The sequence below is a fragment of the Streptomyces sp. NPDC001714 genome (genome assembly GCF_042892755.1).
Classification (GTDB): Bacteria; Actinomycetota; Actinomycetes; order Streptomycetales; family Streptomycetaceae; genus Streptomyces.
Window position 1 is genome coordinate 499,425 of sequence record NZ_JBIAUL010000007.1, and the last position, 17,674, is coordinate 517,098.

The 17,674-nt window shown below is 71.8% G+C and carries 14 protein-coding genes and 1 pseudogene; 4 read left to right on the forward strand and 11 right to left on the reverse strand.

Translation table 11 applies throughout. The features are described from left to right. Positions 1-2: 2 nt before the first annotated feature. A complete protein-coding gene (locus ACFY0P_RS21535) occupies positions 3-863 on the reverse strand; it encodes a hypothetical protein (protein ID WP_388915217.1) in 861 nt (286 codons plus the stop codon). Positions 864-1,079: 216 nt separating this feature from the next. Here ACFY0P_RS21535 and ACFY0P_RS21540 point away from each other — a divergent pair, with 216 nt between their 5' ends. Next, entirely contained in the window at positions 1,080-2,489 is a 1,410-nt protein-coding gene (locus ACFY0P_RS21540) for an RICIN domain-containing protein (RefSeq protein ID WP_388915219.1), read from the forward strand. Between the two features lie 7 nt (positions 2,490-2,496). Here ACFY0P_RS21540 and ACFY0P_RS21545 read toward each other — a convergent pair whose 3' ends face one another. Then, a complete protein-coding gene (locus ACFY0P_RS21545; RefSeq protein WP_388915222.1) occupies positions 2,497-4,176 on the reverse strand; it encodes a rhamnogalacturonan lyase B N-terminal domain-containing protein in 1,680 nt (559 codons plus the stop codon). 189 nt (positions 4,177-4,365) lie between these two features. On the opposite strand from ACFY0P_RS21545, the gene ACFY0P_RS21550 reads away from it, so the two are divergent. Then, positions 4,366-5,424 (forward strand): rhamnogalacturonan acetylesterase, encoded by a 1,059-nt coding sequence (locus ACFY0P_RS21550; RefSeq protein WP_388915225.1) that lies wholly within the window; start codon positions 4,366-4,368, stop codon positions 5,422-5,424. Between the two features lie 81 nt (positions 5,425-5,505). Further along, complete coding sequence (locus ACFY0P_RS21555) at positions 5,506-7,203, forward strand: DUF2264 domain-containing protein (RefSeq protein WP_388915228.1); 1,698 nt, start codon at positions 5,506-5,508, stop codon at positions 7,201-7,203. Positions 7,204-7,450: 247 nt separating this feature from the next. Here the strand turns inward: ACFY0P_RS21555 and ACFY0P_RS21560 are convergent, their stop codons facing one another. From ACFY0P_RS21560 to ACFY0P_RS21575, 4 genes and pseudogenes are all read right to left on the reverse strand, one after another. Next, positions 7,451-8,824 carry a hypothetical protein gene (locus tag ACFY0P_RS21560; protein ID WP_388915231.1) on the reverse strand — a complete coding sequence of 458 codons (1,374 nt, stop codon included), beginning with the start codon at positions 8,822-8,824 and terminating at the stop codon, positions 7,451-7,453. Positions 8,825-8,884: 60 nt separating this feature from the next. Beyond that, positions 8,885-9,301, reverse strand: a pseudogene (locus ACFY0P_RS21565) (alpha/beta hydrolase fold domain-containing protein); the annotation flags it as partial. Between the two features lie 200 nt (positions 9,302-9,501). Beyond that, the gene (locus ACFY0P_RS21570; protein ID WP_388915234.1) at positions 9,502-10,182 is read right to left on the reverse strand and encodes an alpha/beta fold hydrolase; all 681 of its coding nucleotides are present in this window, start codon (positions 10,180-10,182) and stop codon (positions 9,502-9,504) included. Next, a complete protein-coding gene (locus tag ACFY0P_RS21575; protein WP_388915237.1) occupies positions 10,175-10,765 on the reverse strand; it encodes a TetR/AcrR family transcriptional regulator in 591 nt (196 codons plus the stop codon). The genes ACFY0P_RS21570 and ACFY0P_RS21575 overlap by 8 nt, the downstream gene beginning before the upstream one ends. 129 nt (positions 10,766-10,894) lie before the next feature. On the opposite strand from ACFY0P_RS21575, the gene ACFY0P_RS21580 reads away from it, so the two are divergent. Further along, the gene (locus ACFY0P_RS21580) at positions 10,895-12,187 is read left to right on the forward strand and encodes an MFS transporter (protein ID WP_388915240.1); all 1,293 of its coding nucleotides are present in this window, start codon (positions 10,895-10,897) and stop codon (positions 12,185-12,187) included. On the opposite strand, the gene ACFY0P_RS21585 is transcribed toward ACFY0P_RS21580, so the two are convergent. The 5 genes from ACFY0P_RS21585 to ACFY0P_RS21605 form a co-directional block, all read right to left on the reverse strand. Further along, positions 12,166-12,966 carry an ABC transporter permease gene (locus ACFY0P_RS21585; RefSeq protein ID WP_388915243.1) on the reverse strand — a complete coding sequence of 267 codons (801 nt, stop codon included), beginning with the start codon at positions 12,964-12,966 and terminating at the stop codon, positions 12,166-12,168. The genes ACFY0P_RS21580 and ACFY0P_RS21585 overlap by 22 nt on opposite strands. Before the next feature lie 5 nt (positions 12,967-12,971). Further along, a complete protein-coding gene (locus ACFY0P_RS21590) occupies positions 12,972-13,775 on the reverse strand; it encodes an ABC transporter permease (protein ID WP_388915246.1) in 804 nt (267 codons plus the stop codon). 1 nt (position 13,776) lies between these two features. Continuing rightward, complete coding sequence (locus ACFY0P_RS21595; protein ID WP_388915249.1) at positions 13,777-14,778, reverse strand: ATP-binding cassette domain-containing protein; 1,002 nt, start codon at positions 14,776-14,778, stop codon at positions 13,777-13,779. Positions 14,779-15,071: 293 nt separating this feature from the next. Beyond that, positions 15,072-16,307 carry an ROK family transcriptional regulator gene (locus ACFY0P_RS21600; RefSeq protein ID WP_388915252.1) on the reverse strand — a complete coding sequence of 412 codons (1,236 nt, stop codon included), beginning with the start codon at positions 16,305-16,307 and terminating at the stop codon, positions 15,072-15,074. Positions 16,308-16,375: 68 nt separating this feature from the next. Next, entirely contained in the window at positions 16,376-17,629 is a 1,254-nt protein-coding gene (locus tag ACFY0P_RS21605) for an FAD-binding protein (protein WP_388915255.1), read from the reverse strand. Between the last annotated feature and the right edge of the window lie 45 nt (positions 17,630-17,674).

The following is a 17,674-nucleotide window of genomic DNA, read 5'->3' on the forward strand; positions in this document are numbered from 1 at the left end:
GGTCAGCCCGCGTGCCGCCTGCTTCTGCGGCGGCCCTCGCGCTTCGTGCGCCGGGTCGCCGGGACCACCAGGCCGCCGAGGAGGCCGAGGGCGAGGGCGTAGGGCCACCAGCCGAAGGGCTGCGCCGAGTCGGAGGCGGTGCGGGTGGTCACCGTCGGGGGAGCGGTGGGCGTGGTGCCGGTGGTGTCCGCCTTGGTCGAGGCCTTCGCCGACTCCGCGGTCAGGACCACGTCGTTGCCGTCGCCGCCCCGGTAGGTGAGCCGGTAGACGGTGTCGGCCAGCTTGACCGCGGTGCCCTCGGCGAGGCCGTCGAAGGTGCCGGTGGTCGGGGCCTTGCCGGTGTGGTCGATCACGGTGATGCGGCGGGCCGGGTCGGTGCCCACGGCGGACATGTCGAGGGCACCGGCCAGGGCGACGCGGCCCGACACCTTCAACGGCCTCCTCTGCAGGGCGAGTTCACCCCGCTTGTGCTGGGCGTAGTCCCCCCTCACCGTCACTCCGGTCGCCACCAGGCTGTCGTTGGTGACGGAGCCCAGCACGGTGCCGTACGGGTGGTTGCCGCCCTGGGTGCGCACGACCTGCCGTTGCCGTGCCTTCGGCAGGGTGAAGTCGCTGTCCCTGGTGAGGATCAGGGTGCCGCCGCCGCGCACGGTGAGCGTGCCCTCGCCGTGCAGGACGCCGTCGTACGTCGTCGTCCCGGCGGGCACGGTGACGACCGTGTCGCCGGTGAGGGTCACGTCCCGGTCGGCGAGTACGTCGGCGGTGACGTCCCGGGCACCGGCGGCGAGGACGGGAGGAGCGGAGGCCAGCAGGGCGGCCAGGGCGCCGGCGGCCGCTGCGGTGGTGTGGAGAAGGGTGCGCACGTCATCGGAGACGTCCCGGGCGGTGCTGGATAACAGAAAACCGAGCCCGGACCGCGTGCCGTCGGAAATCGCTTTCCCCCACGTCTCGTCAGACCCGTTGACCTCCTCGTAACACGCCCTTACCTTTTCGGCGATCACAACGTTCGTCATGACAAATGCCGTTCGGGATGACGAACGGTCGGACCGGAACTTCCCCCCTCAAGGAGCGTGTGTGAGATGAGACGTGCGTACGCGATCCTGCTGTCCCTGTGCCTGGCGGTGATCGGCGCCCTGGCCATCGCGGGTCCGGCCGCGGCCGCCGCCCAGACCGTCACCAACGGGACCCAGTTCACCGATACTTCGGGGAACATCGTCCACGCCCACGGCGGCGGGGTCATCAAGGTCGGGAGCTACTACTACTGGTTCGGCGAGGACCGCAACTCCGACAACACCTTCAAGTCCGTGGACGCCTACCGTTCCACCGACCTGAAGACCTGGGAGTTCCGGGGCCACGTCCTCACCCAGTCCTCCGCCTCCGAGCTCGGCACCGCCTACATCGAGCGTCCGAAGGTCATCTACAACGCCTCCACCGGCAAGTTCGTGATGTGGATGCACAAGGAGAACGGCGTCGACTACAGCCAGGCCCGCGCCGCCGTCGCCGTCTCCGGCACCGTCGACGGAACCTACACCTACCAGGGCAGCTTCCAGCCGCTCGGCCAGTACATGTCCCGCGACCTCACCACCTTCGTCGACACCGACGGCACCGCCTACATGGTCTCGGCGGCCAACGAGAACGCCGACCTGCACATCTACAAGCTCACCGCCGACTACACCGCCATCGACAGCCTGGTCGCCAACCCCTGGGCCGGCGCCAGCCGCGAGGCCCCGGCCCTCTTCAAGCGGGGCGGCGTCTACTTCATGCTGACCTCGGCCGCCACCGGCTGGAGCCCCAACCAGCAGAAGTACGCCACCGCCACCTCGCTCGCCGGCCCCTGGACCTCCTGGACCAACGTCGGTGACTCCACGGCGTACGGCTCCCAGACCGCGTACGTCCTGCCGATCAGCGGCACCTCGGGCACCTCGTACCTCTACATGGGCGACCGCTGGGGCAACTCCTTCGGCGGCACGGTCAACGACTCCCGGTACGTCTGGCTGCCGTTGACCTTCCCGACCGACACCTCGATGTCGATGTCCTGGTACCCGGAGATCTCCGTCGACACGGCCGCCGGCACGGTCAGCGGCACCAGCGCCACGTACAACACCCTGATCGCCCGGCACAGCAGCAAGTGCGCCGACGTCCCGAACCAGTCCCTCTGGGAAGGCATCGCGATCAGCCAGTACACCTGCAACGGCGGTACCAACCAGAAGTGGTGGTTCAAGGACCTGGGCACCGGCTACTACGAGCTGATGGGCCGGGGCAGTTCGCTCTGCCTCCAGGAGAACGCGACCGACGTCACCCAGGAGGACTGCACCGGCGCCACCGCCCAGCAGTGGTCGGTCGTCACCTCCGGGTCGTACGTGAACATCAAGGCCCGTACGTCCGGCGAGTGCCTGGACGTGAGCGGCGCGTCCACCGCCAACTCGGCCGCCATCATCACGTACACGTGCAACGGCGGTACGAACCAGCAGTGGACCCGCGGTACGTGACGTCAGGTCAGCTCAGAAGGTCGATCGCGTCGATCGAGGTGCCGGCGCTGAGGTAGGACGTCGTCCCCGAGCCGCTCGCCACGTAGATCTTCAGCGTGTTGTAGGCGCTGGTGTCCATCAGCCAGGCGGACGCCGGCACGCTGTAGGTGAACGTGTGGTTGTTGCCCCGGTACGAGCCCACCGTCAGCGACCGGGTGCTCGGCTGGGTGGGCGGGGAGGGGACGGCGGAGGTCCAGGTGTCGTTGACGACGACCTGCGGCCGGCCGTTCGCGTAGGCCGTCGTCACGCCGATCCGCAGGGTGTGCGCGGCGGCGGCCTGGGCGGCCGTCAGCCTGAAGTAGACGACGATCCCGCTGTTGACGTCCTTCCACAGGTAGCAGGGGAAGGCCGAGGTCTCCGTGCCGCTGCCGATGACCACGTTCCCGGTCCAGGACGCGGCCCGTACGTCCGACGGGTGCATGTACGTCATCAGGTCGGCGTTCTTGAAGCCGCCCGGCGTGCCGTCCCAGTTGTTGATCCGCCAGATGGCGGTGGCGTTGCTGGGGTCGTTGGAGGAGGGGACGGCGATGGTGTTGAGGGTGGTGGTCGCACCGGCGGAGACGGTCACCGAGCCGGTGTAGACGGCGAGTTCGCCCTTGAAGACGGTGAGGGTGTACGTCCCGGGCAGCACACCCGCGATCGAGAAGTAGCCGTCCGACGAGCGTGCCGAACCCCAGTACTGCGCGGCCGAGTTGGCGAGGCCCACGGTGTACGCGTACGCGGTGTCCCGCCCCGAGATGCCGACGCCCGCGACCCGGCCGCGCCCGGCCGCCGCCACGTACCCGGAGATGCCCAGAGAGTCCGCCCACGAGGTGGTCAGGGTGCCCGGGTAGAGGGACGAGGAGGGGGCGCCGCCGTCCGTGAGGGCGATGACGTACGGGCCCTGCAGGCCGTAGCGCTCCGACTCGGTCTGGTTCTCGCCGTAGTACAGGATCTCGTACAGCCCGCCGCCGTCGGCGCTCTGGTGGCGCAGCAGCGAGCGGTAGAACGGGCCGCCGGAGGCCTTCTCGTGGTTGCTGCGCACGATCCACAGGCCGACGCTGCCGGTCGTCCAGCCGATGTAGTCGTAGTCCATCACCCGCAGCTTCGAGTAGTGCTTGGCACGGGTCTGGCCGTCGGACTTCTCGAAGACGTCCGCGGACTCGACGACGGTGGGCGCGTAGGTGTAGGAATCCGGCTCGTCGTTGAGGAACAGACCGGCCTTCACACGCACGATGTACCGGGTGGCGGTGACGGACGAGTCGGCCTTGTCGGTCCACAGGTAGACGTTGTTCTCACCGCTGCGGGCCGCGTAGTAGTGCTTCAGCGTGCCGTACGCGACGGAGATCAGGATCGTCGACCCCGACTGGGCGATGGTCACCGTGGACGTTCCCAGACCCGACTCGACGTGCGAGTTCTTGCCGCCGTAGCCCTGGTACTCCGTGCCCTTGTAGACCAGCGAGGTCAGGTCGCCGTTGGTCTTGCTGACCTTGAAGACCAGGCCGGCGCCGGTGTCCACGACGTAGTTGGAGCCGTCGTCCGACCAGCCGAAGCTCGCGGCAGCGGCGGTGGTGGCGAGCGGTCCGGCGAGGGCGGCGCTGCCGGCGGCGGCCGCGCTGCCGAGGACGAAGGTGCGGCGTCCGAGCGGTCTCCCGGTGGATCCGGACATGGGGGTGCCTCCTTCGGTGGGGCGGGGGTGCGGGTGAGTGTGAGAGTGACAGTTGAATCGATTTCGCGAAAGGGCTTTCGCTGACACGGGGTTGGCAGTTTGCCGAAATCGGTCCATGGACTGGAAAGCGCTTGCCAGTTGGGGGTACGGTCCGCGCCAGGTCATGTCGCCACGACGGAGGAGTCCCGAGTGAGACGTTTCAACGGTGTCCGTGCCGCCGCGCTCGCGGCGGCCGCCCTCGCCGCCTGCCTGACGGCCGCCCCCGCCGCCCGGGCCCACGACCGGCAGCCGCCCCTCGGCATCGAGAACTGCACCGCGACCGCCTGCCACTTCGACGTCCCGCCGGGCGACTACGACGTGACGGTCCGGCTCGGCGGCGCGGCCGCGTCCGGTACGAGCATCGGCGGGGAGACCCGCCGCTCGCTCCTCCCCGAGACGGCGGTGGCCGCGGGGCGGCACATCACCCGCAGCTTCACGGTCGACGTCCGCACCCCCGAGGGCGAGCCGACGGGCCCGGACGGAACCCCGGGTCTGGACCTCACCGTCGGCGGTTCGGCCCCCGCGCTCGCCGACATCCGCGTCACCCCTTCTCCGCGGCACACCAGGAAGGTGTTCCTGGTAGGCGACTCCACCGTCTGCGACCAGCCCGCCGACCCCTACTCCGGCTGGGGCCAGCAGCTCCCGCAGTACCTGCGCAGGGGGGTCGCCGTCGCCAACTACGCGGACTCCGGCGAAAGTACGGTGACCTACCTCCAGAACCCGCAACTCTGGGGTACCGTCCAGCCGTTGATCCGCCCGGGTGACCTGGTTCTCATCCAGCTGGCGCACAACGACAAGACGACCGACGAGGCGACCTACCGGGCGAATCTGGAGACGCTGGTGGCGGGCGTACGGGAGAAGGGCGGGCGGCCGGTGCTGGTCACACCGATCGTGCGCCGCTGGTTCAATGCCGACGGCACGCTGAACAACGACATCGCGCTTCTGGTCAACGGGCTCGGCGTCAATCATCCTGAGGTGATCCGCTCGGTCGCCGCCGCCGAGGACGTTCCGCTGATCGACCTCACGGCGAAGACCAAGGCGCTGGTGGAGTCCCTCGGCGTGGAGGGCTCCAAGGCGCTGTACCTGTACAACGAGAAGAAGGACAACACGCACACCTCCGCGCACGGAGCCACCGTCTACGCGGGCCTGGTGCGCGACGAACTGCTCGCCCAGCACCTGGTGCCCCGAGGCACCGTGCGGGCGGGATGAGCCCCTGGGGCGTCCCGACCGGAACCGGGGCGCCCCAGGTCCGCACGGCCCGAGGACCGGTACGAGCGAGAAAGAGCACCGATGCAGCTGCCTCCCGAGGACCGCGGCCCCAGCCCGCGCACCGGCTACACCCGCGCCCACTGGGAGGCCGCGGCCGACGCGCTGCTCGCCGCCGTCGAGCCGTACGCCACCCCGGACCGCGCCCTCTACCACCTCCCCGGCGACCACCAGAGCTGGTCGGGGCACCTCTCCGACGGCCTGGAGGGCTACGCCCGCACCCTGCTCCTCGCCGCCTTCCGCCGCGACGAGACCGCGCTCCAGCGGTACGCGGACGGACTCGCGGCCGGCGTGTCGGGCGTCTGGCCGCGCATCGAGGACCGCAGCCAGCCGCTGGTCGAGGCCGCCTCGATCGCCCTCGCCCTGCGTCTGACCCGCCCGCTGCTGTGGGACCGGCTCGACGACGCCGTACGGCAACGGGCCGCGGCCTGGCTCACCGACGCGCTGACCGCCGAACCCTGGCCCTGCAACTGGGAGTTGTTCCCGGTGACGGTCGGCGGCTTCCTCGGCGAGATCGGCCACGAGCCGGAGGCCGCGCACAAGGCGGTCGACCACGGCCTGGCCCGCATCGAGGAGTGGTACGTCGGTGACGGCTGGTACACGGACGGCGACGGCCGCAAGTACGACTACTACAACGGCTGGGCGATGCACCTCTACCCGGTGCTGCACGCCTGGCTCGCCGGCGACGAGAGCCTGCTCGACCTGTACGGCGGCCGCCTGGAACGCCATCTCGCCGACTACGCCGGCCTGTTCGGCGGCGACGGCGCCCCCATGCACCAGGGCCGTTCCCTGACGTACCGCTTCGCGACCACCGCCCCGCTGTGGCTGGGCGCCCTCACCGGCCGTACGCCCCTGTCCCCCGGGGAGACCCGGCGACTGGCCTCCGGAGCCCTGAAGTACTTCCTGGACCGGGGGGCCGTGGACGCCCACGGACTCCTGACCCTCGGCTGGCACGGCCCCGACCCCGCCGTCCTGCAGGGCTATTCGGGCCCGGCCTCCCCGTACTGGGCGAGCAAGGGCTTCCTCGGCCTGCTGCTCCCGCCGGACCACGACGTGTGGACGGCGACCGAGGAACCGGGCCCGGCGGAGCGAGCCGACGCGGTCACCCCGATCACCCCCGCCAACTGGCTGCTCCAGAGCACGCGTTCGGACGGGATCGTCCGGCTCCACAACCACGGCAGCGAGGACGTCCGCTACGGCCCCTACTACACCCGGCTCGGCTACTCGACCGTGACCGGGCCCTCGGCGTCGTACGACAACAGCGTGATCGTCGGCGACGACCCGAGCCGGACGGGCATCGAGCCGCTGGGCGTGGGAGCGGGCTGGGCGGCCTCGCGGCACTCGGCCGGTGCGGGCGCCCGGGTGACGAGTGCGGTGCTCGCGCACGGGGCCGTGGAGGTGCGGGCGTTCCTGGTGGCCGGGGCCGAGCCCGGGACGCCGGTGCGGGTGACCGGCTGGGCCGCGCCGGAGGGGCTGCGGGCCGAACTGCTGCCCGCCGTGGGCCTCGACGACGCGCTGACCGGGGTCACGGGGGAGGGCCCGACCCTGTTCGTGGCGCTGAGCCGGCTCACCGGGGCGGCGGACGCCGGGCCGTTGGGGGAGACGGTGACCGTGCGCGCCGAAGGGGCGCGGGAGCTGACCGTTGTGTGGAGCGGGGGCTCCGGGCTGAGGGTTCGGTGGCAGGGCGACGGAGTGGATGTGGAGCACGTCGGGCGGGGCTGAGCCGCGGCGGGCATGATGCCGATCACGGGGTGGAGGGACGGACTGCTCGAACTGCTCGCCCACCCGGACTGGAAGGCGCGGGCGCGCCGAACATGTACGGAACGCCGCCGTCCACCCACGCGTCCCGGTACGGCTGCTCGTCCCACTCCTGCTGCGCCACGACACCGCCGGGCGGGGCGCCGAGAATCCGGCGCTGCCCGAGGAGGTCATGCGCCGGTGGTCGAGTCGGTCGGCGGGGCCGCACGCGTCACGGCGTGATGCGGGCGATCCGCAGCGTCGTCGTGGTCGGCGACGCGCCGCTCAGCGGGCTGCTGTAGGTCGGGGTGACGGGCGCGTAGGCCCAGGTGAGGGAGCCGTCCCTGAGGACCGCGATGTCGCCGGTGAACCGCGCGCTCACCACCTTGTCGGCGCTGATGGGCGTGCCGCTCCAGTTCACCAGCCGCAGGTGCGTGCCCGTGAAGGTGCCGGTGCAGGTGCCGGCCGAGCACGTGGCGTTCTTCAGGGACTCCCAGGTGAGCAGGAGCTTGTCCTTGCCGTACGGGGCCAGATGGACGTCGACGTTCTCGACGGTCTTGGCGCTGGTGAGGTAGACCGCCCTGCCGGGACCGGAGTCGCGGTTCTTCAGGAACGCGATGGCGACCTGGTGGGTGGCGGTCTTCGGGGTGACCGTCCAGCCGCGGCCGCTGCTGTCGTCCGGGTTCTTCCTCGCGGAGGCGGCGCCCCGGGAGGCGAACGCGGTCGCGTACCTGCCGGTGGACGACTTCACCAGGTCGCCGGTGCGGCTCGGGAAAGTACCACCGCAGTACCCCGCCCAGCACTGCTCCCGCTGCACGACCGGGGCCACGTCCGGGGCGCCGATGCCGGTGGAGACGAACAGGCCCGAGCGCCAGTCGTCGAAGCAGAGGGAGGTGAAGGCGCCGGAGGCCTCGGCGTGCAGGGCGATGCCCTCGTTGTGGCTGCAGCCCCAACTCCATCCGCCGCTCAGCTTCTTGCCCCCGGCGCTGACGTACGACAGCTTGTCGCCGAAGTGCCCGTCGGCGAGGCCGCCCGCGCCGTGCACCACGAAGTAGGCGCCGTACTTGGAGCCGTTCCAGGTGAGCCGGCCGTCGAGGGTGGGGGAGGTGTCGTGGGAGGCGGTACCGGTGAGCTTGGTGGTCCAGGTCCTCTTTCCGCCCGTGTAGCGGACGATCGCGGCCGCCGTCTCCTTCCACTTGTTGGTGTCGGAGACCCGGGTGAGCAGCGCGAACCCGTTGGCGTGGGCGACCAGACCGCCCACCTCCTGCGCGCCCTCGACGACCGTGTCGGCGCCGGACCGCTTGCCGGCCGCGGTGAGCGGGGTGACGTGCACGCCGTCGGCGGCGGGCCAGGCGACCCGGATCGTGCCGTCGGGGGCGACGGCCGTGGCGGTTCTGTTCCACTCCCGGGTGTTGTTGTAACCCGCCGATAGATAGGGGTACTTGGCGCTCAGGCTCACCGCCGTGGAGGTGACATCGAGGTCCGGGGTCGTCGCCGTGGCGTACCAGGCGCCGGCCAGCAGACCGCCGGCGGCGAGGAGCCCGATCGCGGGCTTTCGGCAGGCGTGGACCAGGTGGTGACGTGTGGTGCGTGGTGCAGTTGTCATGCCGTGTGGTTGCCGCCGGGTCCCGGGAGGTTGCCATGCCGGTGGACGCCTCGGCCTCCCCTAGGCCCGGTCGGTTCCCAGGGAGTGGCGCAGGAACGCCGTGGCCTGGTCGATCGCGCCACGGGCGGCCTCGGACTGGCTGAGCGAGTTGAGCAGCATGAAGTCGTGGACCGTGCCGTCGTAGCGCATCGTGGTCACCGGGACGTCGGCCGCCCGGAGCCTGGCGGCGTACGCCTCGCCCTCGTCGCGCAGCACGTCGGCCTCGTCGACGATCAGCAGGGCGGGCGGCAGGCCGTCGAGTTGCTCGGTGGTGGCGTGGTTGGGGGAGGCGGTGATCTCCGCGCGCTGGTCCGGGTCGGTCGTGCAGGCGTCCCAGAACCACTCCATCAGCCTGCGGCTCAGGTAGTAGCCGGTGGCGAACTGGTCGTAGGAACCGGTGTTCATCGCCGCGTCCGTGACCGGGTAGGACATCGACTGTCAGGAAGTCCGGGAGGGGCATGGCGCCGAGCGCACAAGGCGGACGATCATCGCGACGCGCCGGCGCCGTGCGGTGGCCGCGGCGGAGCCTGCGCCCTGGGTCAGCCCCTCGGTGAAGACCTGCTGTCCACCATGATCACGGCTTCTCCGCCGCTGCATTCCAGGCGTGCGGCCGGTCGCCCTGTGACATCCCCGCCGTGTCACCCGGTCCCGCGCAGTGTCTCCCTGACGCGGTCGGCGAACCCGGCCGGGTCTTCGAGGGCACCGAGGTGGCCGCCCGGGAACTCCGTGAAGGCCGCGCCCGTGTGCTCGGCGACGAACTCCGCCGTGCGGTGCAGGAGTTGGCCCTTCGAGGCGATTCCGGCCGCGATCGTGAGGCGGGGCAGGGCGGCCGGTGGGCGGTAGGTGGTGAAGGGACGGAGGACATGGGCGAGGAAGACGGCCAGCGGGGTCCCCGGAGTCGGGCGTGAGCTGTCGAACTGCTCGATCAGTTCGGCCCGCAGCCGCTCCCCGTCCGGCAGCAGGGTGACGCACGGCGGCTCGTGCGCGATGACGTGCCGGAGCCGGTCCGGGTGGCGGGCCAGCAGGTCGAGGGCGGTGATCCCGCCGGCACTGGTGCCGAGGACGTACGCAGGCTCGCCGTCCGCGAGTACCTCGGCCAGCACCCGGTGCGCGCCCTCGCTCCAGTCCCGTACGGTCTGGTCGGCGACGGGGTCCCCGAGGTGGCCGTGGGCGAGGCCCAGCGGGTCGTACGTCACGACCGTGAAGTGTGCGCCGAGACGGTCCGTGAGCGGGCCCAGACCCATGGGGTGCCCGGCGCCGCCCGGGAGCACGAGCAGCACGGGGCCGCTGCCGGTGACGTCGTAGTGCAGGTCAGACATGGTGGTCGGTCTCCTCGCGGGGCCAGTTCTCGAGTGCGATGTGCAGGGCGTCGATCGCCCGGTCCCAGGACGCGCGGACATCGCGCGGCGCGCTGAAGCCGCCCGAGGCCTCCAGGGCGCAGTAGCCGTGGAAGGTGGCGCGCAACAGGCGGACGGCGTCGGTGAGATCGGGCTCGGCCAGGCCGTAGCCGCGCAGCATGCCGTAGGTGATCTCCACGGTGCGGCGCATGGCGGGGTCCCCGGGGTCGACGAGCGTGGGGTCGATGCGGATCTGGGTGGCCGCGTAGCGCCCGGGGTGGGCGAGCGCGTACGCGCGGTACGCGTCGGCGTAGGCGGCCAGCGCGTCCCGACCGGACCGGCCGGCCACGGCGACGGCGATCCCGTCGATCATCTCGCCGCCCGCGCGAAGGGCGAGCCGGTGGCGCAGGTCCTGGAGGTTCCGGACGTGCGAGTAGAGGCTCGCGTCCCGCACGCCGAAGCGGCGGGCCAGCGCGGACAGCGAGACCTGCTCGAAGCCGGCCTCGTCCGCCAGCTCGGCCGCCGCGGCGACCAGCCGGTCGGCGGTGATTCCGGCACGTGCCATGTGATGCCTCCTTCCCACCTCCGGCTAGGGCTCCTAGTAGAAATCCTAGAGAGCCTAGGTTCTGGGCTGCAAGCGATTACGGCGCCTGCCCGGCGGCATAGGGTCTGCGGAGAGGCGGAAGGGGGAGCCGTGGCACACGGCGCGCGGCGGGTGGCGCGGGCGGCGGCGCGCAGGCGCGCGGCGGACGGCCGACCACTCTGGAGACAGCGGGACTTCGGGTTCTTCTGGCTCGCCCAGACCCTCTCCGTCCTCGGCGACTCGTTCAGCCTGATCGCGCTGCCCCTGCTGGTGCTCCAGGCGACCGGCTCGGTGGCCCGGATGGGCCTGCTCACCGGTGTCGGCGGGGCCGCGATGGTGCTCGCGGCGGTCTTCGCCGGCGTGGTCGTGGACCGGGTGGACCGGCGCAGGCTCCTCATCGCCTGCGACCTGGTCCGCATGGTCCTCTACGGCCTGGTCCCGCTCGTCTGGCTCGCCGGGCCGCAGCTGTGGCTCCTGTATGTGGTCCTGCCCCTGTGCGAGGCCGTCGGGATGCTCTTCGCCGTCGGGTACGTCACGGTCGTCCGCGGGCTGGTCGGTACCGGCCGGCTCACGGAGGCCAACGGCCGGTTGAACGCCACGGCGGCCGCGGCCGGCGTCCTGGGCCCGCTCGGCGCGGGACTGGTCGCCGCCTGGACGGGACCGGCCGACGCCGTGGCCGTGGACGCGGCCAGCTACGCGGTGTCGGCGAGCTGCCTGCTCCTGGTGCGGCTGCGGGAGCGCGCCGGGGACGACCGGGTGCCCGAGGACACGAGCCTCGGGCGCGACCTGCGCACCGGGATCTCCTACCTCGTCCGCCATCCCGTGCTGCGCTCGCTCACCGGGCTGCTCTCCTTCTTCAGCTTCCTCACCCTCGGCATCAACGACCTGGTGATCTACCACCTCAAGCACGATCTCGGCCACGACGACGGGACGGTCGGCACCGTCCTCGCGGTCGGCGCGGTCGGCACGATCACCGGGGCGCTGCTGGTCGCCCGGCTCCGCCGGCGGCTCGGCTTCGGGCCGACCTGGATCGGCGCGACCGCCGTGTGCGGACTGGCCTTCGCCGGGCTGGGCTGGGTCCGCACGGTACCCGCCGTCGCCGCCCTGAGCGCGATCTACCTGGCCTGTGTGGGCATGGCGGGCACCTGTTCCATGTCACTGCGCCAGGAGATCACCCCCGAGCCCCTCCTCGGCCGCGTCACCTCCGCGCACTGGACCCTCCAGTACTCGCTGGCGCCCATCGGCGCGGCCGTCCTCACCTGGGCGGCCGAGCAGTACGGCACCGCCCGCGTCGCCGCCGTCGCCGGGGTCTGCTGCGCACTGACCGGCCTCGCCGGGCTGTGCACCCCGATCCGGGGCGCCGGGCGCGCCCCGGCGTCAGGTCAGCCGTTCACCCCCGTGTAGTGCCCGAGCGCCCACCGCCACAGCCACCTCGACGCCAGGTACGCCAGCAGCCCGACCAGGGGCGAGCCCGCCGCCAGCCAGTAGGGGACGACGGCGGAGTGGCCGTGGCCGGTGAGGACCGCGGCCGGGAGATAGGCGACGAAGGCGAGCGGAAGGCCGTAGGTGAGCAGTCCGCCGACCGCCCGGGGCAGCACGTTCAGCGGGTAGCTGCCGAAGGTTCCGAGGAGCTCCTCCAGCCAGCGGCTCCAGTAGTCGGCGGCCGGGTAGCGCAGCGAGGCACAGGCCACCACCGTGAACAGGGCCGCCTCCAGCAGCATCCCGCCCAGCACCGCCGCGATCAGGTACGAGACGCGGCCCGCCGACCAGTCGAGGTGACTGCGGCCGAGCGCGCCCGCCATCAGGCCGGCGGCCACCGTCAGGTCGCCGATCGCGTTGGTGGGGAAGTACTCCAGCTGCACCTGCCGGTAGACGGGCAGCGGACGCAGGAGGTAGGCGTCGATCCTGCCCTCCTGGATGTACCGGCCCACACCGTGCACCCGGCCCAGCAGCAGCACGAACAGACCGTGCGCCAGCATCCGGGTGGCCGGGATGAGCAGGACGTCCGAGCTGTCCCAGCCGCCCATCCCGGTGAACCGGGTGAGCAGCACCGTGGCGAACACGATCACCGACACCTGCCAGACCGCGCCGATCGCGATCATCATCAGGAACTCGGTGCGGTACTCCAGCTGCGCACGGAAGTTGAGGCGCGTGATGCGCCAGGCGATCCGGACGGCGTTCAACGGCCTCAGCCTCCCTGGGAGATGACACGGCGGGCGGCTCGCCGCCACACGAAGCGGGTGAAGAGATGCAGCGCCACGACCCAGCCGGCCTGGACGCCGAGCTGGAGACCGGCGTCCGACAGCGGGATCCGGCCCACGTACAGCGACAGCGGCACACTCAGCGTCGCCTGGAAGGGCAGGAAGGAGCTGAGCGTGATGAACCAGTGCGGGAAGAACCACAGCGGGGCGTACACCCCGGACAGCAGGTTCTGCGCGAAGACCAGGATCAGCATCGCGGCGCCGTTGCGCAGCGTCCAGAAGCAGAACTGGTCGATGAGGAGCATGACGTAGTACAGGACCAGCTGACCGAGCAGCAGACTGAGCGCGAACACCGCGGCCACCGCCGCCGAGCCCGGGGGATCCGCCACCCCGACCGCCAGACAGACCGCGTAGCCCGCCAACGCCCAGGTCAGCCCGTACAGTTGCTCGCCGACCGCGCGCAGTGCGTGGTAGCGCTGGGGCGGCAGCGGGCGCAGGTACCAGTAGACGATGGTGCCGAAGTGCATGTGCTGCATGACCGAGTCCCGGCCCGCGTACTGGTCCAGCTCCCGCAGCCGGGAGGCGAGCACGGCCAGCACCGCGTAGGTGACCGCCTGCCCGCGGTCCATGCCCGCGGTCGTACCCGACTGGGCGTACAGGCCGCGCCACAGCGAGGCGACCAGCACCACCTGCACGGTCAGCCGCAGCAGGACCCCGGTCATCCGGGGCGGTGTGTACAGCTCGCCGAGCGGGGTGACCCGGGCGGCGCGCCAGGCGTACAGGAGGGCCATCTCAGACCGCCTCGGCCTTCGCCTGCACGTAGGCCGCCCGCATGACGTCCTCCAGGTCCGCCTCGTCCACCGCGACGCCCGTCACCTCGTACCGCTCGATGACCTGCTTCAGCGCCTCGTGGACCGTGGGCGCCGCGGCGCCGTCCGGGCCGAACACCACCTGCGGGCCCTCCCGGTGGACCAGGGCGATGCCGGGCAGCGGGCCGACCGGGGTGTGCGCGTCGGCGAGGGTGGCCCGCACCTGCCAGGTCGAGCCGAACCGGCGGCGCATCTCGTCCAGGGTGCCGTCGAGCACCAGCCGCCCGTGGTTGACCAGCACCACCCGCTCGGCGAGCCGTTCGACCTCGGTCATGTCGTGCGTGGTGAGCAGGACGGTACGGCCGCGCTCGGCCACCTGGTACCGCAGGAACTCGCGGACCTGCTCCTTCACCACCACGTCCATGCCGATGGTCGGCTCGTCCAGGAAGACGACCGGGGGATCGTGCAGCAGGGCGGCCGCGAGGTCGCAGCGCACCCGCTGGCCGAGCGAGAGGTGCCGGACCCGGGTGTCCCAGAAGCTGGAGAGTTCGAGGAGGTCGTCGAACTCCCGCAGGCGCGCCGCGTGTTCGGTTTTCGGCACCTCGTAGATGTCCCGCAGGATCGCGAACGACTCCCGCACCGGCAGGTCCCACCACAGCTGGGTCCGCTGCCCGAACACCGCGCCGATGTTCCGGGCGTTGCGCTCCCGCTCCCGGTACGGCACCACGCCCGCGACCCGGGCCTCGCCCGAGGTCGGGGTGAGGATCCCGGTGAGCATCTTGATGGTGGTCGACTTGCCCGCGCCGTTCGGGCCGAGCAGGGCGAGGAGTTCGCCCGGGGCGACGTCGAAGGAGATGTCGGAGACCGCGTGCTTCTCGACGCGCTCGGGGTTGACCAGGGACCGCAGGGCGCCCGCGAAACCCGGGCGCCGGACGGTGGTGTGGAAGGTGCGGGACAGACCGCGGACCTCGATGTTTCCGGCCACGCTGGGGCCCCTCTCGTTCCGTGCACGACATACGGCCGGTCGGCTTGTGGGGCCGACCGGCCGCGGATACGTCACGACGGTCGCAGAGCGCCGAGTAGCCCGGCAATGGATTAATCGAGCCGCGATTTGGACTATTCGATCACTGGGATCCGGTCACCGAGATCCGATCACCCGGATCCGATCACCCGGATCCGATCACCCGGATCCGATCACCCGGATCCGATCACCCGGATCCGGTCACCGGGATCCGGTCACCGGCAAGAGCGCGTCAACGGCCGTGAGGGCCGGGGCGGTCAGCGGGAGGCGGGCATGGTGCGGCCCGTGCGGCCCCCGTTGCGCAGGCCCACCGACCGCAGGGCGCCCTCCAGCGCGAACGTGGCCGCGCCCAGGCAGACCGGGTCGGTGGGGATGGGGGAGAGGACGATCTCGGTGGCGGCGAACGGCCGCCCGAGCGCGTGCCGCCGGACGGCCTCCCGCACCTCCTCCAACAGCGGCTCGCCGAGCCGGCGGGCCACCCAGCTGCTGAGCACGACCAGCTCGGGGTTGAGCAGATTGACCAGGTTGGCGATGCCGGCGCCGATGTAACGGGCCGTGTCCCGTACGACCTTGACGGCGACCGGATCACCCTCCGCCAGACCCCGGGCCAGCGCGCCCACGGTGGCCGTCTGGTCCTCCGGGTGCAGCAGCGGGCTCTGCGGGCTCAGCTCCCGCAGGTTCAGCATGATCCCGGGCGCGCCGACGTACGTCTCGACGCAGCCGTGGTTGCCGCAGTGGCACGGCCGCCCGTCCAGGACGAGCGTCGTGTGCCCCCACTCCCCGGCGCTGTTGCTGACCCCCCGGTGCAGCCCGCCGCCGAGCGCGAGCCCGGCGCCGACCCCGGTCCCGAGGTTCACCACCACGGTGTCCCCGCGCCCGCGCGCCGCCCCGAACCACTGCTCGGCCACCACACACGCCCGCAGCGGGTTGTCCAGGTAGAGGGGGTAGGCGATGTGCTCGGCGAGCAGGTCGAGCAACGGCACGTCGTGCCAGTCCCAGTTGGGCGCGTACTCGGCGATGCCGGTGGCCCGGTCCACCTGCCCCGGCACGCTCACCCCGACGCCCAGCACCCGCGCGCCCTCGATCCCGGCCTGCGCCACCACCGCGCCGACCGCCGCGGCCACCTGGCCCACCACCTGCTCGGGCCGGTTCTCGCCGGGGCGCATGTCCTCGTCGGCGCGGGCCAGCACGTTCAGGGCGAGGTCGAACAGCTCGACGTGGACGTACGTCTCCGCGATGTCGACGCCGATCAGCGCGCCCCCCGAGGCGTTGACCGCGACGAGTCCCCGGGGGCGGCCGCCGGCGGAGTCCTCGAAGCCGACCTCCGTGATCATCCGCAGCTCCAGCAGCTCCCCGACGAGGGTGGCGACCGTGGCCAGGCTCAGCCCGGTGACGGCCGCCAGCTCCTGCCGGGAGGTGGGAGACTCGGCGATGATGTGCCGCAGTACCTCGTAGCGGTTGGCGGTGCGGATGTCACGTGATGTGTGCTTCACGCGGCGCAAGGCTATGGCCTGGGAAGCGCTTTCGACAAGGCATTACGTTAAGGGTTTGATTAAGTCCGTCAGTCACCCAGGAGATCCGCCACGAAGGGGTTCGAGAACTTCCCGTCGGGGTCCAGGTCCCGGGCCAGGACGCGGAAGTCGCCGAGGCGCGGGTAGCGCCGCCGCACTTCCGCCGCCGGGGCGGCGAAGACCTTGCCCCAGTGCGGCCGCGGGTCGAACGGCTCCAGTGCCTCCTCCAGTCCGCGCACCACGGGCAGTACGGCCGACAGGTCGTCCACCCAGGTGAAGTGCAGGGCCACGGAGTCGCGGCCGTGGGCGGGGCTGAGCCACTGCGGATCGGCGGCGATCGTCCGCACCTCGCAGGTCTGCAGGACGGGGGAGACCGTCCGCCGGATGCCGTCGACGGCGTGCAGCGCGTCGACGGTCGTCGTCCTCGGCAGCAGGTACTCCGACTGGAGCTCGTCCCCGCTGCTCGGCGTGAACTCCGCCCGGAAGTGCGGCAGCCGCTCGTGCCAGGGCCCCGGCACCCCGAACTGCTGGGTGCAGTTGCCCGCCGGCATGCCGGGCACCGGGTGCATCGCCTCGGTCGCGGGCGCGGCCCACCCGAAGTCCACGGCAGGCCGGTCGGTGCGCCGCTTCACCCACACCTGCCGGAAGCCCGGCTCCCGCCAGTCGGTGAACAGGCTGACGCTGTAGGCGGCGCCGGACACCGCCGGGAAGTCCAGGCCGTCCAGCGGCAGTTCGGTGTATACGGTCTGCGCCATGTCATATGCCGCCTCCAGGTCCAGGGTGAGCGCGGTGACGGCCCCCAGCGCCCCCAGCGAGGTCACCGCCCCCTCGAACCCCGCCTCCCCCCGCGCGATCGTCACCGTCGAGCCGTCGGCGAGGAGCAGCTCCACCTCCCGCACCGGCGCCGCGAGCGACCCGTTGGCCACGCCCGAGCCATGGGTGCCGGTGGCGACCGAGCCGGCCACCGAGATGTGCGGCAGCGAGGCCATGTTGGGCAGCGCGAGGCCGTGGGCATGGACCGCGCGGGCCAGCTCGGCGTACCGCACCCCGCCCGCGACCCGGACCGTACGGGCCGCGGTGTCCACCTCGATCACCGGCGGCAGCCCGGCGATCGAGACCAGGACGCCCTCCGGGCCCGGGTCGGCGATGCGGTTGAAGGAGTGCCCGCTGCCCAGCACCCGTACCCGCGCGCTGCCGGCCACCAGCGACCGCAGCGCGTCGAGCGAGCGCGGGCGGTGGAACTCCTTGGCGGTGTACGTGATGTTGCGCGCCCAGTTGGTGACCGTCTGCACCGGATCCGTCATCTCTGCCGTCCCATCCTGTCGTTCGCCGGAGAGTGCCGGCCGTCC

Coding starts and splice junctions, on each gene's coding strand:
- ACFY0P_RS21590 (WP_388915246.1), bottom strand. CDS start 13,775: ATGGCCCTCCTGTACGCCTGGCGCGCCGCCCGGGTCACCCCGCTCGGC.
- ACFY0P_RS21560 (WP_388915231.1), bottom strand. CDS start 8,824: ATGACAACTGCACCACGCACCACACGTCACCACCTGGTCCACGCCTGC.
- ACFY0P_RS21555 (WP_388915228.1), top strand. CDS start 5,506: ATGCAGCTGCCTCCCGAGGACCGCGGCCCCAGCCCGCGCACCGGCTAC.
- ACFY0P_RS21575 (WP_388915237.1), bottom strand. CDS start 10,765: ATGGCACGTGCCGGAATCACCGCCGACCGGCTGGTCGCCGCGGCGGCC.
- ACFY0P_RS21605 (WP_388915255.1), bottom strand. CDS start 17,629: ATGACGGATCCGGTGCAGACGGTCACCAACTGGGCGCGCAACATCACG.
- ACFY0P_RS21570 (WP_388915234.1), bottom strand. CDS start 10,182: ATGTCTGACCTGCACTACGACGTCACCGGCAGCGGCCCCGTGCTGCTC.
- ACFY0P_RS21545 (WP_388915222.1), bottom strand. CDS start 4,176: ATGTCCGGATCCACCGGGAGACCGCTCGGACGCCGCACCTTCGTCCTC.
- ACFY0P_RS21540 (WP_388915219.1), top strand. CDS start 1,080: ATGAGACGTGCGTACGCGATCCTGCTGTCCCTGTGCCTGGCGGTGATC.